The following is a 14,093-nucleotide window of genomic DNA, read 5'->3' as shown; positions in this document are numbered from 1 at the left end:
CGGTACGGCTTCTGGGTGCAATCTGTTGCATTTGTGCCGCGCAGACCAGCGCCCGCCAGATTCCTGTTCATGCACAAGGCAAGCATTTCACCGGCACAAACGCGAAGCAAGTGCCTACCAAGCGGAATCAAGAATTTGTAAAAAACTAAGACTTCCGCTTTCATTTTCTAGAATCCCCGCCCATAGGGTGCTGCAAATTTCATAGCTGAAGGCGCAGCATGCGACTTATTTTTTAAAGGATTGTTGGCATGTTTACTGTTTTTCGCCGCATCGAGGACCTGATGGTCTTCCTGGTGCGCATTGTTTTGCTCGCGTTCATGGTCTTTGCCCTCGTGGGCATGGGTATCTGGGCCTGGGATCACTTCAAACCCAAGAAGCAGGAGGCCAGCATGGCCTCGGTCACCCAGGCGCCGCTGGACTGGAAGGACGCCAAGCTCGACCTGAAGTTCATGGAAGAAGAGACCGGCCGGGACCTCAACAGCATGTCCACCCAGGTGGCCATTGAAAAGCGTCTGGCCGACCCGGAACTGCGCCCCTCCTTCCAGAAGGCCGACGGCCTGCTGCGCGGCTTCATCTACAAGGACACGGCAGCCCGCAAGCGCATCGAGAAGGAAAACAGCAGCCAGGGTCTGGAGCCCATCCATCCGCTGCTCAAGGGTGATGCCGTGCCTTCGGCCGACGAGGTGGCACGCCAGATCAAGATGCGCGAAGCCCGCGAAAACTCCTGCTGCGACAAGGAGGCTGCAGACGCTGCCGCCGCTGCCGTGGATGCGGCCTGGACGGCCCGCCGCATCAATCTGACGCGTGAAGACATGATGGCCCGCGCTGCGGTCGATGCAGCCGCCGAGGCCGCGACCGACGCTGCAGCGGATGACGAGGAGATGCTGAGCAACCCCGTCAACCTGGCTACCGAAATCAACGATCGCGCCCAGATGGCCGAGATGGAGCATGGCGAAGGCTCCTACGCCGCCTATATCAAGGGCCTGCCTGCCGGCCTGCAGCTGGTGCTGGCCAACGAAAAGCTCAGCGCCAAGCTGCAGCAGCAGTCGGCCGCACAGATCGTCTCCACGCTGCTGACCAACTACACCATGGCATTTGACCGCACGGCCCAGACCCTGCGCGGCGAGGATCCCGATGCCCAGAAGTGGGACTTCGGCGGCATAGAGACCGCCTTCCTGACCATGCTGGTCTCCTGCCTGGTGATGGTGGTGATGGTGCTGGTGATGATCCGCATGGAGCGCCACATGCGCCAGATGAGCCAGCAGGCCGAACGCGATCACAAGTCCTGAAACCCATAGGCCCGATAGACTGGCCCTGCTTGCGCTATCGTTGCTGGCCCGGTTTGCACATGGCAGGCCGGGCCTTTTTGTTTGTCGGATTTCACAATGACCACCAGAACCACTGCCACCCCCATCCAGTCCCAGTTTCTGCAGCGCATGTCGCCCCGCGCCTTTGTGCCCGAGGCACTGACCACGGCCCAGGTCGAGCAACTGGTGGACGCCGCCCGCTGGGCGCCTTCGGCCAGCAACAAGCAGCCCTGGCACTTTGCCTATGCGCTGCGCGGCGATGCAAACTGGGAGGCCTTCTCCAACATCCCCAACGAGTTCAATCGCCGCTGGTGCCTGAATGCCGGCGCGTTGATCGTGCTGCTGTCCGATACCGAAGCCTCCCCCGGCAAGCACAGCTTTGACGCGGGCTGTGCCTGGGGCTACCTGGCCCTGGAAGCCCACGCCATGGGCCTGGCCACCCACGCCATGGGCGGCTTCTCGGCCGACGAGGCGCGCCAGGTGCTGGGCCTGCCCGCAAATCTGGTACCCGAGGTCGTGATCGCCGTGGGCCTGCGTGCCGACGCAGCCACGCTGCCCGACGACCTGCGCGAACGCGAAGTGCCCTCCGGCCGCAAGTCCCTGGATGAGGTGCTGAGCGCCGGAGCGCTGCAAACCGCAGCCTGAACGCAGGCCTCTGGTCGCAAAGCCCCACCGACAGCCCGGTGGGGCTTTTTATTGAAAATGCGTGCAAACCCAATACGACATTGCGCAAGCCGCTATCAATTAAAAAATGACTGCACTGCAAACACTGTGGCTGCAACTGGGGCCCGTCAGCACCCGCCCCTCCAGCAGAGAACTGCTGCGCGCCATTCTGGGAGCCGCGCTGGGCATGGCCATCGTCGGCCTGCTGGCCTGGGCCGATCGGTTTGCCCATACCGGTCTGCTATTCCTTTTTGCCCCGTTGGGCGCCACGGCCGTGCTGGTATTTGCCGTGCCCAGCAGCCCGCTGGCCCAGCCCTGGAACTGCGTGGTGGGCAATACCGTCTCGGCACTGTGGACGCTGACCCTGCTGCAGCTGGCACCGTCCATGCCGCTGCCTCTGAGCGCCGCGCTGGCCGTGGGCGGCGCCATCGCCATCATGCTGGCCTGCCGCGCCCTGCACCCCCCAGGCGGCGCCGTGGCACTGCTGACCGTGCTGTCGGCCTCCAGCCTGCTACCCCTGGGTTGGTGGCTGCTGGTGCCCATGGCGGTGATGACTGCCTGCCTGGTGCTGGCCGGCGTGCTGTTTCATCGCGCCACGGGCCGCGCCTATCTGCATCGCCCCCATGCCGCGCCGGCCGTTGCCGCCCAGCCCCAGGCCGGCAAGCTGGCCCTGTCGCAAGGTGATCTTCAGGCCCTGCTGACCCGCTTTGACCAGTCCTACAACCTCACCACCGACGACCTGGGCGACCTGCTGGCTGCCGCCGAGGAAGAAGCCATCAAGCGCCGCTTTGCCGCCATCAGCTGCGGCCAGGTCATGTCGTCCCAGTTGCTGACGGTCAGCCCCCAGACCTCTCTGGAGATCGTGGCCGATCTGTTTCACCGCCATCTGGTCAAAAGCCTGCCCGTGGTGGACGACAAAGGCCAGCTCATAGGCCGCGTGCTGCGCGCCGACCTGTTTGACTGGCTCTGGCAAGGCCACCGCGACCAGCAGCAAAAAAGCCTGTGGCAGCGGCTGCGCCGCCCCGCCAGACGGAGCGGACCCCAGGCCATTGCCCAGGACATGATGCGCGAGCCCGAACTCTGCGTGCAGGAATCCACCCCGGTTGGCGATCTGCTGCACGAGCTGGCTTCCCACACCGTGCAATTCATCGCCGTGCAGCGCGGCGATCTGCTGGTGGGCGTCATCACCCGCTCGGATGTCATTCGCACCTTGCTCAGCATCAACTCCTAGAAGTTCCTAGAGACTTGGCCTCTTGCCCATCCGGCACCGGGCACTACACTGCTTCTCAAGCCCTCTTGATTGCCTTAAAGGAGTTGCCATGAACGCCGTGTTCACCCCCAATCTTGATTGCCTTAAAGGAGTTGCCATGAACGCCGTGTTCACCCCCAACCTCGACAAGCTGCGCAACATCGTGCAGAGCTTCGGCCCGCATTCCTTCACCGCCGCTCAGGCCGCCACGGAATACGAAGGCAGCGCCGCCAGCAGCGAATCGACCAAGACCTTTGACGAGCTGCTGCAGCGTCATGAAGTCGTGCTGGGCATACAGCCCGTGACAGGCAGCCCCGGCGTCTGGAAAGCCTGCTGATTCGCGCCTTTTCGCGAGAAACCCACTTCGGTGGGTTTTTTCATGTCTGGGATAAAGTGCCGCGCCATGTCGATGATTCCTCTTTCGCTATGGCTGCCGCTGTCCGTCGCTGCCTGCGTGCTGCTGGTACTGGCTGCCGTAGGCTGGCTCTGGCGCAGGGCGCTGCGCATTCCCGTAGGCAGCCGCGACGGTCGCGCCTCGCGCTCCATGGCGGCCTTGGCCACGGCAGGCTTGCTGCTGTGGCTGGGCTATGGATTGCTCAAGGGCTATGGTGCGCTATGGCGGGCCGACGCGCTGCTGCTGATGGCGCAGGCTTCGCTGCTGACGCAGATTCCCCTGATCGTGGGCGGACTGGCCTGGGTTGCGGCCTTGCTGCTGGGCCGCGTCATGGCCCTGCACAAACCATTTGAGTGACAGCGCTCAGCGCGCGACAGCAGGGGCCTGCGCCTGGCCCCAGAGCCTGCGCAGCTGCTGCAGCTCCGCATCGAAGCGCTGGTTGATGCGCTGCTGCTCTTCATCCTGCTGCTTGATGAAGCGCAGCTGCTCTTCCTGGGACTCGCTGTTGTCCTTGAGCTGACGGCGCAGATTGGCGGGAGCCTTCTTCGGGTCGTTCTGATAGAACTCCAGCTCGGTATTGAGCTTGGTGCGACGCTGCTTGAGCTCGCTCAGGCGCTGCTGGGCCACGGCATTCACATCGCTAACCTGGCTCAGCGCCTCATTGCGCGCTGCATCATGGCTGGCCTGGTTCGGATAGCGCAGCAGCATGGCGCGATCGCGCGAGCGTTCCTCGCGCACGCGGGCCTGCTCGGCCTGATCCTGGCGGCGGCGAGCATCGATCGCGCTGCGCTCCTGCTCGGTGAGCGTGGGGCTGACGCGGCGCAATTCCACGCCGGTGTTGCCCAGCACACGCTGCTCGCGGTCCACGCAGTCGGCAATGGGACGGTCAGCCGTGATGCGCCGCCCCTTGGCATCGGTACAGGCGTAAATGGAACCCTGATTCGCACCAGCCTGGGCCAGAGCAGCCCCCGCCCAGGCTGCTACCAGCAATACGCCACCGATTCTTGCCTGCCACGCCTGCTTCATGGATCTGTTTATTCCTTGTCTTCGACACCGTAGCGCTGGCGGTAGGCCAGCACGCGCTCATGATGCTCGCGGCCTGCATTGCCGCCTTGCTGCTCCAGATAAAGCAACAAGTCTGCCAGCTTGGCAATGGCACAGACCTTCATGCCCAGCTGATTGCGCACATATTGCACTGCGCTGTGGGATACGTCCTGACCATTCTCGGTTGCCATTTCCTGGCGGTCCAGCGCAATCGCCACGGCATGGGGCTGGGCGCCTGCTGCCTTGATGATGGCAATCGACTCGCGCGCGGCCGTGCCGGCGCTCATCACATCGTCAATGATGAGCACGCGGCCCTTCAGAGGAGCGCCCACCAGGGTGCCGCCTTCGCCATGGTCCTTGGCTTCCTTGCGGTTATAGGCAAACGGCACGTTCTTGCCGGCACGTGCCAGTTCCACGGCCACGGTGGCAGCCAGGGGAATGCCCTTGTAGGCAGGCCCGAAGACCATATCGAACTCCATGCCGCTGGCCAGAATGGCTTTTGCATAGAATTCAGCAAGACGTGCCATCTTGGCGCCGTCATCGAACAGGCCAGCGTTGAAGAAGTACGGGCTCATGCGCCCGGCCTTGGTCTTGAATTCGCCGAAGCGCAGCACACCCGCATCGACGGCAAACTGCACAAATTCCTGCGCCAGACGGTCTGCACCGTCCATTGGCTGCTTATCTACCACCATGGATTCATCCTTGTTCAAATTAACCAGCCTCAACCTCAACGGTATCCGCTCTGCCACAACCAAAGGCGCTGAAGCCTGGATAGCAGCCACTGCGCCGGATTGTATTTGCGTCCAGGAAATCAAGGCCCAGGCTCCAGATATGGCCGGGCGCTTTGAGGTGTTGGCCGGCATGAAGGGTTACTTCCACTTTGCCGAAAAGAAGGGCTACTCGGGCGTAGGCGTCTACACCCGCCACGAGCCTTCGGAGGTCATCGTGGGCTTCGATACCGAGGAGTTCGATGCCGAAGGCCGCTATGTCGAGACCCGCTTCGACACGCCCGGCCGCAAGCTGTCCATCATCAGCACCTACTTCCCCAGCGGCAGCTCGGGCGAGCTGCGCCAGGAAGCCAAGTTCCGCTTTCTGGCCAAGATGCACACACATTTGATGAATCTCAAGGCCGAGCGCAACTTTGTGCTGTGCGGCGACATCAACATCGCCCACCAGAAGGAAGACCTCAAGAACTGGCGCGGCAACCAGAAAAACAGCGGCTTTCTGCCCGAAGAGCGCGACTGGATGACAAAGTTGTTGCACAAGACTGAAATCACCGGTGGTCTGGTTGACGTTTACCGTCAGCTGCAGCCCGACACCACCGATGCCTGCTACACATGGTGGAGCAACCGGGGCCAGGCCTATGCGAACAACGTGGGGTGGCGTCTGGACTACCACCTGGCCACCCCTGCGATTGCGGCACTGGCCCGCACGGAGTCCATCTACAAGGGCGAGAAATTCTCGGACCATGCACCCATCACGATCGGCTATGACATGACGCTTTAAGCCGATCTGCGATTCGCTATCAAAAAACGCCTGCATTGCAGGCGTTTTTGTTTGATGCTCACTCCATCGCCGATGTCAGCGGCCGGTTGGTCACCACATGCTTCATGACCAGCGTGGAGGTCATGCGCAGCACTCCGGGCAATCGCGTCAGATGCTCGTCATAGAGACGCTGGTAGGCAGGCAGATCACGCACGACGACCTGCAGCAGATAGTCGGGGTCACCAAACAAGCGCTGAGCCTGGATCACATTGTCCAGCTGGGCCACGGCCTCCTCGAAAGCGGGGACGGACTTGCTGTCCTTGAGCGTGACAAAGACCAGCGACGAAAAATCCAGCCCCAGCGCCGCCGGGTCCAACTCGGCACGGTAGCCGCGAATCACGCCAGACTCTTCCAGCGCACGCACGCGACGATGGCAGGGCGAGAGGCTCAGGCCGACCTGCTCGGCCAGCTCGGTCACAGTCAGGCGGCCATCGTTTTCCAGCGCCGCAAGAATTTTTCGATCAAGTGCGTTCACAAGGCAGATTCTTCCAATTTCAAGCCATACACCAGCATTTATTGAGAGCACATTCTCGCCTGTCTTCCATATTCTCTCGCCATCAACGCTTTTCGAGAGAACCCCGTGTCCTTCGCCGCTCTGACTGCCTTCTGGGCCGTTTCCTTTCTTCTGGTGCTCACGCCTGGTGCCGACTGGGCTTATGTGATTTCTGCAGGTCTGCGCGGGCGCAGGCTGGTGCTGCCCGCCACCGCCGGTCTGGCCTGCGGCGCGCTGCTGGCCACGCTGGCCGTGGCCGCAGGTGTGGGCGCACTCGTGGCGCGCAACCCTGCCCTGCTCACAGCCTTGACTGCCACCGGCGCGCTTTATCTGGCCTGGATGGGCATAGGCCTGTGGCGCAGCCCGGCAGCCATCGAGAGCGGCGACGATGCCGAGGCCGGTACACGCTGGCACTGGACGCTCAAGGGCGCCAGCGTCAGCGGCCTCAACCCCAAGCAGCTGTTGCTGCTGCTGGCCCTGCTGCCCCAGTTTGTGCGGCCCGGCGACGACTGGCCCGTGTTTGCACAAATCATGATGCTGGGCGCCGTCCACACGGCCAGTTGTACAGTGGTCTACTTTGGCGTGGGCTGGGGCTCGCAAAGCGTGCTGCGCTCGCGCCCCGCAGCTGCACTCGCCGTCTCGCGCCTGTCCGGCACGCTGATGCTGGTGATCGCCGCAGTGCTGCTGGGCGAGATCGTCGTCCAGCATCTCTGAAAAACAAAATGCCTGCGGCACAGAACCGCAGGCATTCAAAACAGAGACTTCCCCAAGCCTGGGGAAGGTGTGAAGTGCCTCAGAGGGGCACTCTCCAGCTCGTCAGCTTTTCAAAGCTGTGAGGACTTCATCGAGCATCTTCTTGGCATCGCCAAACAACATGCGATTGTTGTCCTTGTAGAACAGCGGATTGTCCACACCCGCATAGCCCGAGGCCATGGAGCGCTTCATCACGATGGACTGCTTGCCCTTCCACACTTCCAGCACCGGCATGCCGGCGATGGGACTGCTCGGGTCGTCCTGGGCCGCAGGGTTCACGATGTCGTTGGCGCCGATGACCATGGCCACGTCGGCCTCGGGGAAGTCTTCGTTGATCTCGTCCATCTCCATCACGATGTCGTAAGGCACCTTGGCTTCGGCCAGCAACACGTTCATATGCCCGGGCATACGGCCTGCCACGGGGTGGATGGCAAAGCGCACGCTCACCCCCTTGTCACGCAGGGTGCGCGTGATTTCGTTGACGGTGTGCTGGGCCTGGGCTACGGCCATGCCATAGCCGGGCACGATGATGACGCTCTTGGCGTCGCGCAGCATCTCGGCGGTCTCGGCGGCGCTCACTGCCGTGACTTCGCCCTGAGGCTGGGCAGCAGCGCCATCGGCCTTCTTGGCCGGAGCACCCGAGCCAAAGCCGCCCGCAATCACGCTGATGAAATTGCGGTTCATCGCATTGCACATGATGTACGAAAGAATCGCGCCCGAGGAGCCCACCAGCGCGCCGGTCACGATCAGCAAGTCATTGCTGAGCATGAAGCCCGTGGCTGCCGCGGCCCAGCCCGAGTAGCTGTTGAGCATGGACACGACCACCGGCATATCCGCACCGCCGATGGCCATGACCATGTGCACACCGAACAGCAGGGCAATGGCGGTCATCACGATCAGCGGCAGCATGCCGTCGGCCACAGTTTCGGCATGCAGAAACTCACGGCCAAAATAGATCACCACCAGCAGCGCGACCAGATTGAGCCAGTGACGGCCGGGCAGCAGCAGCGGCTTGCCGCCGATCTTGCCGTTGAGCTTGCCAAAGGCGATCAGCGAGCCCGAGAAGGTGACGGCGCCAATCAGAATGCCGACATAGATTTCGACTTCATGAATGGCTTTCTCGGCGCCCTGCAGCTGGGTCGAGGTATCGACATAGCTGGCAAAACCCACCAGGCAGGCGGCCAACCCGACCAGGCTGTGCATCAGTGCCACGAGTTCTGGCATCTGGGTCATCTTCACGACCTTGGCCGCATACAGACCGATACCACCGCCGATGACCAGTGCACCGACGATCCAGGCCATGCCCGAGGGACCGACGCGCGGGCCGAAGACGGTGGCCAGCACGGCCAGGGCCATGCCGATGATGCCGAACAGATTGCCGCGGCGCGAAGTTTCAGGGTTGGACAGACCACCCAGGCTCAGGATGAACAAGATGGCGGCGCCCAGGTAAGACACCGTTGCGAGACTTTGGGACATGGTGTTTCTCTCTTTTCTCGTTCTTCTTATTTCTGGAACATGGCCAGCATGCGGCGGGTGACGGCAAAGCCGCCAAACATATTGATAGCAGTGAGCACGATCGCAGCAAAGGCCAGCCAACGAATCAGCTCATCAGGCCGGCCTGTGCCAGCCGTCTCTGGCGGCGCAATCTGCACCAGGGCTCCGATGGCAATGATGCTGGAGATGGCGTTGGTCACGCTCATCAGCGGCGTGTGCAGCGCGGGCGTGACGTTCCACACCACCATGTAGCCGATGAAGCAGGCCAGTACGAACACCGTGAAGTGGCCGAGAAAGGCCGCTGGCGCATAAGCCCCGATCAACCAGAAGACCACCGCCGCCACGGCAAAGATGATGGCCAGCGTCCTGGCCGGCAGCGGCCCGCTGGCACCATGACCATGGCCGCTTTTTTTCTGCTCCACCGCTGCGGCAGCAGGCTTGGCTGCGGGCTTGGGCGCCTGGGCAATGGGCGGCGCGGGCCAGGTGATTTCGCCATCCTTGACCACGGTCAGGCCACGGATCGCGTCGTCTTCCATATTGACCACGGCCACGCCATCCTTGGCCTTGCACAGCTCTTCGGTCAGGCGCAGCAGATTGGTGGCGTACAAGGTGGACGACTGCTTGGCCAGGCGCGATGCCAGATCGGTGTAGCCGATGATGGTCACGCCGTGGCGCACCACGGCCTCGTTGGGCACGGTCAGCTCGCAGTTGCCGCCTTGCTCGGCCGCCATGTCCACGATCACGCTGCCGGGCTTCATGCTCTGCACCATCTCGGCCGTAATCAGCTTGGGCGCGGGTTTGCCGGGGATCAGCGCCGTGGTGATGATGATGTCGGCATCCCTGGCCTGCTGGGCATACATCTGACGCTGGGCGGCCTGGAAGCCCTCGCTCATGACCTTGGCATAGCCACCGCCGCCAGCACCGTCCTCTTCGTAATCGACCTTGACGAACTCGCCACCCAGAGAGGTAACCTGGTCGGCCACCTCGGCGCGCGTGTCGTTGGCGCGCACGATGGCTCCCAGATTGGCCGCCGTGCCAATGGCAGACAAGCCTGCCACACCAGCGCCAGCGATAAAGACCTTGGCCGGCGGCACCTTGCCCGCCGCCGTGATCTGGCCGTTGAAATAGCGGCCGAAGGCATTGGCGGCCTCGATCACGGCGCGATAGCCGGAAACGCCTGCCATCGAGGTCAGCGCATCCATCTTCTGCGCGCGGCTCAAGGTGCGGGGCAGCGCGTCTATGGCCAGCACCGTCACCTTGCGGGCGGCCAGCTGCTGCATCAGATCAGGGTTCTGGGCGGGCCAGATGAAGTCCAGCAGGATCTGGCCTTCATGCATGAGCTCCACCTCCTCCGTGGTGGGAGGCCGCACCTTGAAGACGATATCGGCCGCAGACCAGACGGCGGCAGCATCGGGCAGTACCTCGGCGCCCGCAGCGCGGTAGGCATCGTCGCTGAAATTGGCGGCCTCACCGGCACCGGATTCGATGCAGACGCCAAAGCCCAGCTTGATGAGCTTTTCGACCACATCGGGCACGGTGGCCACGCGCTTTTCCAGCGGAAAGGTTTCCCGCAGCACGCCTATGCGTTGGTTGGAGGTGGTGGACATGAGAGAGAGTCTCCTGGAGTTTTGAATCTGGACTCCAGGCCGCAGCGGCGCCCTCTCCTCCTTCCGGTTGTGGACAAGACCGGGAATGGAGTCTGCTCGGGCATGGCTCGGCCTGAAAATGAAACCGGGTTGGGCCGCTTCTTGATGAGCGTTGGCCCGCTGCCTTGCAGCACAAAGCTTTGTAGCAGCACGCACCAACTTGGGGCACGCGCATCTGTGCTAGCGCAAATGGAGGATGCTTCTAGAAGTCGGGAGGGCATTTGTGGTGCCCCCTGTCTGTCATGGCATGCTTGACGATGTTCTCTGCCCGCGAGACTACGCAAACGCCCAAAAAATACAAGTCACCCATGTTGCAATATCACACCGTTCCTGTCACTGCCTTCCAACAAAACTGCTCTCTGGTCTGGTGCGACCAGACCATGGATGCCGCCGTCATCGACCCTGGCGGCGATATCGAGCAGATCGAGTGGGAGGTGGAACGCCTGGGCCTGAACCTCAAGGCCATCTGGCTCACCCATGCCCATATCGACCACGCGGGCGGCACCAGCGAGCTGGCAGCCAAACACGATTTGCCCATCATCGGCCCGCACGAAGGCGACCAGTTCTGGATTGACGGCCTGCCCCAGCAGGGTGCGATGTTCGGTTTTCCCCATTCCGAGCCCTTTGTGCCCACGCGCTGGCTGCATGACGGCGACACGGTGACTATCGGCAAGGAGAGCCTCAATGTGCGCCACTGCCCCGGCCACACACCTGGCCATGTGGTGTTCCACTCGCCACAGATCGACCGCGCCTTTGTCGGCGACGTGCTGTTCGCGGGCAGCATCGGCCGCACGGACTTTCCCCAGGGCAACCACCAGCAACTGATTGACTCCATCGTGCAGCGCCTGTGGCCCATGGGTGACCAGACGGTGTTCATCCCCGGTCACGGCCCGGAAAGCAGCTTTGGCCGCGAACGCAAGATGAATCCCTATGTCAGCGGCACCTGAACTTCGCCGAGCTTAAAGAAGGCTGAAGTCCCAAGCTTGCATAGAAGTTCACACTTGGTACTTGCAGATTGCTTGCAGCGGTAGCAGCATGTGCGCGTCACACCGTTTGTGATGCCAACCATCTGGGAGTGTCTTTATGAGCAACACATGGAAAGTCTTGCTGGCTTCGGCCCTGGTCAGCGGCGCATTTGCCAGCTTTGCCCAAACTCCGGCAGCGGCTCCCGCTGCTGCAGCTCCGGCGGCCAAGGCTGCACCGGCACCTGCAGCCGCCCCGGCGGCAGCGGCCATGCAAACCTTTGTGTGCAAGGACGGCACCAGCGTCAGCGCGGCCAGCTCCAAGGGCACTTGCAAAGGCCATAAAGGCATAGACAAGGACGCCACCGCCAAGCTGACGACCAGCCCCACGCCCGCAGCCGCGCCAGCGGCAGCTCCTGCGGCGGCAGCCAAGCCTGCTGCAGCTGCGGCACCGGCCGCAGGTGCAGCGCCCGGCGGCGGCCCCGGCCAGGTCTGGGTCAATGAAAACACCAAGGTCTATCACTGCCAGGGCGACCGCTACTACGGCAAAACCAAGAGCGGCAAGTACATGAGCGAAGCCGATGCCAAGGCCGCTGGCGCCCACGCCGCCAAGGGCAGCAAGGCCTGCTCTTAATCGCTCACATCACACCCTGAAACGCGCTTGTCTGCGGCTGCAGCAAGCGCGTTTTCCTTTTTGGGTTAAAAACAGGCTCTAGTTTCGGTAGATCATGCGCTGCCAGCTATCAATTACATAGGGAGGCAGAAGCAATGATCTGGTTGGTGGGCTTGATGATGGTGTTGATGGGGCTGCTGATGCTCTGGGCATTTTCGGCGACGCTGATCTCCATCGCTGCAGGCCTGATCGCCGGCGCCTTGCTGTGGCAGCCGCTGCGCTGGTGGCGCAGACATCAGCTGCTGCGCGCCAAGGCGCAGAACCCCGCTCTTGATCTGAACGCCGAGCTGCAGAACCACCCGGCCCTGTTCTATGGCTTGTCGGCGCTGGTCATCTGGCTGGGCGTGGCGGCCATGCTGTGGACGCTGATCCATTTGCCCGAGCGCATGTTCTCGCCGGAGCAGCTGTCGCTGGGCGTAGGGATTGCCTTTGTGGTGAGTCTGGGCACGCTGGTGCGGCTGGTCGGCAATCTGCTCAGCACAGGGAAGGGCGCGGAAGCCGCCGCCGATATCAAGGCCACCTGGGCGTTGGCCTCATGGCTGGTGCCTATGTTCACCGTCATCGTGCTAATCTTTTTTGCGCCCAACACGGCGGGCTGGATGGTCTGGCGCGAGGAATGGCGCGGCTACCCCAGCACGCAGCTGCGCATTCCGCTCACTACCGATGATGGGCCGGGCCGCGAAGCGCTGATGGCGCTGGTGCAGCCGCTGCTGCAGCAAGGCAGTCGTGTCGTCCGCTACCACGCCAGATCACGCAACGGCAGCAGCTACACCTTGCTGGACGCCGTGCCCGCACGCTACCGCTTTCATGGGGCAGCGCTGGAGATTCAGCTGGCGGGCCTGATGCCTGACGAGCAACTGAGCCTGCATCAGCAAACGCTGGACATGGTCGCCAGTGGCGACACTCCTGACCCCAGCTTGCTGGCCTATGCACAGTGCCAGCCATCGCCGAACCAAATGGCGCGCAGCCTCCTGTTCAGCCAGCGCCAGCAGCTGGTGCAGGAGATGCGGGGCTGCGTGCAAAGCAGAGCCGCAGACCTGCGCACCGCCATGGAGGCGCTCAAAGGGCGTCTGCAACCCGTGGAGGTGGAGCACAACTGGTTCAGCCCCCAGCGCAGCAACTGGCTGCTGCTGCAAGGCTGGCAGGCCGTGAAGTTGCCTGAAGGAGATGATCTTTCCAGGCTTGATGCCCTGCGCTGAAGCCGCGCCCTAGACCGGCGACACATCCACCCACTGCCCGGGCTCCAGCCCCGCTATCGAATACGGCCCGACCGCCATGCGCACCAGGCGCAGCGTGGGATGGCCGATGGCTGCCGTCATGCGGCGCACCTGGCGGTTCCGGCCTTCGCGGATGATGAGCTCGATCCAGCAGTCGGGTATGTTCTGGCGCACGCGAATCGGCGGGTTGCGCGGCCACATATCGGGCTGCGGCTCTATCAGCCGCACCCTGGCGGGCAGGGTCTTGCCGTCGTTCAGTTCCACGCCATCGCGCAGGCGCTGCAGCGCGGCGTCGGCCGGCACGCCCTCGACCTGCACCCAATAGGTCTTTTCCATCTTGTGGCGCGGATCGGCAATGCGTGCCTGCAACTGGCCGTCATTGGTCAGCAGCAACAGGCCTTCGCTGTCGGCATCGAGCCGCCCCGCCACATAGACGCCGGGCACGGCGATCCAGTCCTTGAGACCCTGCCATTTGCCCTCGGGCGTGAACTGGCTCAGCACGCCATAGGGCTTGTGAAAGCACAGCAGCCTTGTGACCTCGGGCCTGGGCGCGGCCTGGCGCTGCGGGCCGGCACGGCGGGTGGCAGTGGGACGTGAAGAGCTGCGGCTGGGCGGAAACGGACGGGGCATGGCCCAAAGCTTAGCGCCAGCCC

16 protein-coding genes are annotated in these 14,093 nt (G+C 62.9%); 10 read left to right on the top strand and 6 right to left on the bottom strand.

Translation table 11 applies throughout. The features are described 5' to 3' along the window. Positions 1–248 precede the first annotated feature (248 nt). From QMY55_RS01225 to QMY55_RS01205, 5 genes are all read left to right on the top strand, one after another. Positions 249–1,289, top strand: a complete 1,041-nt coding sequence (locus QMY55_RS01225) for a hypothetical protein (RefSeq protein ID WP_283486917.1) — start codon at positions 249–251, stop codon at positions 1,287–1,289. 147 nt (positions 1,290–1,436) lie between these two features. After that, on the top strand, positions 1,437–1,952 hold the full coding sequence (locus tag QMY55_RS01220) for a nitroreductase family protein (protein ID WP_328517816.1): 516 nt from the start codon (positions 1,437–1,439) through the stop codon (positions 1,950–1,952). 106 nt (positions 1,953–2,058) lie between these two features. Then, complete coding sequence (locus QMY55_RS01215; protein ID WP_283486915.1) at positions 2,059–3,201, top strand: HPP family protein; 1,143 nt, start codon at positions 2,059–2,061, stop codon at positions 3,199–3,201. Positions 3,202–3,289: 88 nt separating this feature from the next. Further along, a complete protein-coding gene (locus QMY55_RS01210) occupies positions 3,290–3,556 on the top strand; it encodes a hypothetical protein (RefSeq protein WP_283486914.1) in 267 nt (88 codons plus the stop codon). Between the two features lie 66 nt (positions 3,557–3,622). Beyond that, positions 3,623–3,970, top strand: a complete 348-nt coding sequence (locus QMY55_RS01205) for a hypothetical protein (RefSeq protein ID WP_283486913.1) — start codon at positions 3,623–3,625, stop codon at positions 3,968–3,970. A 6-nt stretch (positions 3,971–3,976) separates the two neighbouring features. On the opposite strand, the gene QMY55_RS01200 is transcribed toward QMY55_RS01205, so the two are convergent. After that, the gene (locus QMY55_RS01200; RefSeq protein ID WP_283486912.1) at positions 3,977–4,639 is read right to left on the bottom strand and encodes a DUF4124 domain-containing protein; all 663 of its coding nucleotides are present in this window, start codon (positions 4,637–4,639) and stop codon (positions 3,977–3,979) included. A gap of 8 nt (positions 4,640–4,647) precedes the next feature. Next, positions 4,648–5,349 carry an orotate phosphoribosyltransferase gene (gene pyrE, locus QMY55_RS01195; RefSeq protein ID WP_283486911.1) on the bottom strand — a complete coding sequence of 234 codons (702 nt, stop codon included), beginning with the start codon at positions 5,347–5,349 and terminating at the stop codon, positions 4,648–4,650. Positions 5,350–5,359: 10 nt separating this feature from the next. Here pyrE and QMY55_RS01190 point away from each other — a divergent pair, with 10 nt between their 5' ends. Next, complete coding sequence (locus tag QMY55_RS01190) at positions 5,360–6,163, top strand: exodeoxyribonuclease III (RefSeq protein WP_283486910.1); 804 nt, start codon at positions 5,360–5,362, stop codon at positions 6,161–6,163. A 58-nt stretch (positions 6,164–6,221) separates the two neighbouring features. Here QMY55_RS01190 and QMY55_RS01185 read toward each other — a convergent pair whose 3' ends face one another. Further along, on the bottom strand, positions 6,222–6,677 hold the full coding sequence (locus QMY55_RS01185) for an Lrp/AsnC family transcriptional regulator (RefSeq protein ID WP_283486909.1): 456 nt from the start codon (positions 6,675–6,677) through the stop codon (positions 6,222–6,224). A 105-nt stretch (positions 6,678–6,782) separates the two neighbouring features. Between QMY55_RS01185 and QMY55_RS01180 the strand changes: the two genes are divergently transcribed. Beyond that, the gene (locus QMY55_RS01180; RefSeq protein ID WP_283486908.1) at positions 6,783–7,409 is read left to right on the top strand and encodes a LysE family translocator; all 627 of its coding nucleotides are present in this window, start codon (positions 6,783–6,785) and stop codon (positions 7,407–7,409) included. Between the two features lie 102 nt (positions 7,410–7,511). Here the strand turns inward: QMY55_RS01180 and pntB are convergent, their stop codons facing one another. Together pntB and QMY55_RS01170 are read right to left on the bottom strand one after the other, a co-directional pair. Then, positions 7,512–8,924: a Re/Si-specific NAD(P)(+) transhydrogenase subunit beta gene (gene pntB / locus QMY55_RS01175; RefSeq protein ID WP_283486907.1), complete on the bottom strand. Its 1,413-nt coding sequence runs from the start codon at positions 8,922–8,924 to the stop codon at positions 7,512–7,514. Between the two features lie 26 nt (positions 8,925–8,950). Further along, the gene (locus QMY55_RS01170; protein WP_283486906.1) at positions 8,951–10,549 is read right to left on the bottom strand and encodes a Re/Si-specific NAD(P)(+) transhydrogenase subunit alpha; all 1,599 of its coding nucleotides are present in this window, start codon (positions 10,547–10,549) and stop codon (positions 8,951–8,953) included. A 347-nt stretch (positions 10,550–10,896) separates the two neighbouring features. Here QMY55_RS01170 and QMY55_RS01165 point away from each other — a divergent pair, with 347 nt between their 5' ends. The 3 genes from QMY55_RS01165 to QMY55_RS01155 all read left to right on the top strand — a co-directional run bounded on the left by QMY55_RS01165 (position 10,897) and on the right by QMY55_RS01155 (position 13,422). Further along, positions 10,897–11,535 (top strand): MBL fold metallo-hydrolase, encoded by a 639-nt coding sequence (locus QMY55_RS01165; RefSeq protein ID WP_283486905.1) that lies wholly within the window; start codon positions 10,897–10,899, stop codon positions 11,533–11,535. Positions 11,536–11,671: 136 nt separating this feature from the next. Continuing rightward, positions 11,672–12,184, top strand: a complete 513-nt coding sequence (locus QMY55_RS01160) for a hypothetical protein (RefSeq protein WP_283486904.1) — start codon at positions 11,672–11,674, stop codon at positions 12,182–12,184. Between the two features lie 134 nt (positions 12,185–12,318). Further along, the gene (locus tag QMY55_RS01155; RefSeq protein WP_283486903.1) at positions 12,319–13,422 is read left to right on the top strand and encodes a hypothetical protein; all 1,104 of its coding nucleotides are present in this window, start codon (positions 12,319–12,321) and stop codon (positions 13,420–13,422) included. Positions 13,423–13,431: 9 nt separating this feature from the next. Here the strand turns inward: QMY55_RS01155 and QMY55_RS01150 are convergent, their stop codons facing one another. Next, positions 13,432–14,070 carry a pseudouridine synthase gene (locus QMY55_RS01150; RefSeq protein ID WP_283486902.1) on the bottom strand — a complete coding sequence of 213 codons (639 nt, stop codon included), beginning with the start codon at positions 14,068–14,070 and terminating at the stop codon, positions 13,432–13,434. Positions 14,071–14,093 lie beyond the last annotated feature (23 nt).

Origin of the sequence: Comamonas resistens (genome assembly GCF_030064165.1) — a bacterium.
Classification (GTDB): domain Bacteria; phylum Pseudomonadota; class Gammaproteobacteria; order Burkholderiales; family Burkholderiaceae_C; genus Comamonas; species Comamonas resistens.
The sequence above is the reverse complement of the archived record's forward strand: the minus strand, read 5'-3'. Positions and strand labels throughout refer to the sequence as shown.

Coding starts and splice junctions, on each gene's coding strand:
- QMY55_RS01225 (WP_283486917.1), top strand. CDS start 249: ATGTTTACTGTTTTTCGCCGCATCGAGGACCTGATGGTCTTCCTGGTG.
- QMY55_RS01220 (WP_328517816.1), top strand. CDS start 1,437: ATGTCGCCCCGCGCCTTTGTGCCCGAGGCACTGACCACGGCCCAGGTC.
- QMY55_RS01215 (WP_283486915.1), top strand. CDS start 2,059: ATGACTGCACTGCAAACACTGTGGCTGCAACTGGGGCCCGTCAGCACC.
- QMY55_RS01210 (WP_283486914.1), top strand. CDS start 3,290: ATGAACGCCGTGTTCACCCCCAATCTTGATTGCCTTAAAGGAGTTGCC.
- QMY55_RS01205 (WP_283486913.1), top strand. CDS start 3,623: ATGTCGATGATTCCTCTTTCGCTATGGCTGCCGCTGTCCGTCGCTGCC.
- QMY55_RS01200 (WP_283486912.1), bottom strand. CDS start 4,639: ATGAAGCAGGCGTGGCAGGCAAGAATCGGTGGCGTATTGCTGGTAGCA.
- pyrE (WP_283486911.1), bottom strand. CDS start 5,349: ATGGTGGTAGATAAGCAGCCAATGGACGGTGCAGACCGTCTGGCGCAG.
- pntB (WP_283486907.1), bottom strand. CDS start 8,924: ATGTCCCAAAGTCTCGCAACGGTGTCTTACCTGGGCGCCGCCATCTTG.
- QMY55_RS01170 (WP_283486906.1), bottom strand. CDS start 10,549: ATGTCCACCACCTCCAACCAACGCATAGGCGTGCTGCGGGAAACCTTT.
- QMY55_RS01165 (WP_283486905.1), top strand. CDS start 10,897: ATGTTGCAATATCACACCGTTCCTGTCACTGCCTTCCAACAAAACTGC.
- QMY55_RS01160 (WP_283486904.1), top strand. CDS start 11,672: ATGAGCAACACATGGAAAGTCTTGCTGGCTTCGGCCCTGGTCAGCGGC.
- QMY55_RS01155 (WP_283486903.1), top strand. CDS start 12,319: ATGATCTGGTTGGTGGGCTTGATGATGGTGTTGATGGGGCTGCTGATG.
- QMY55_RS01150 (WP_283486902.1), bottom strand. CDS start 14,070: ATGCCCCGTCCGTTTCCGCCCAGCCGCAGCTCTTCACGTCCCACTGCC.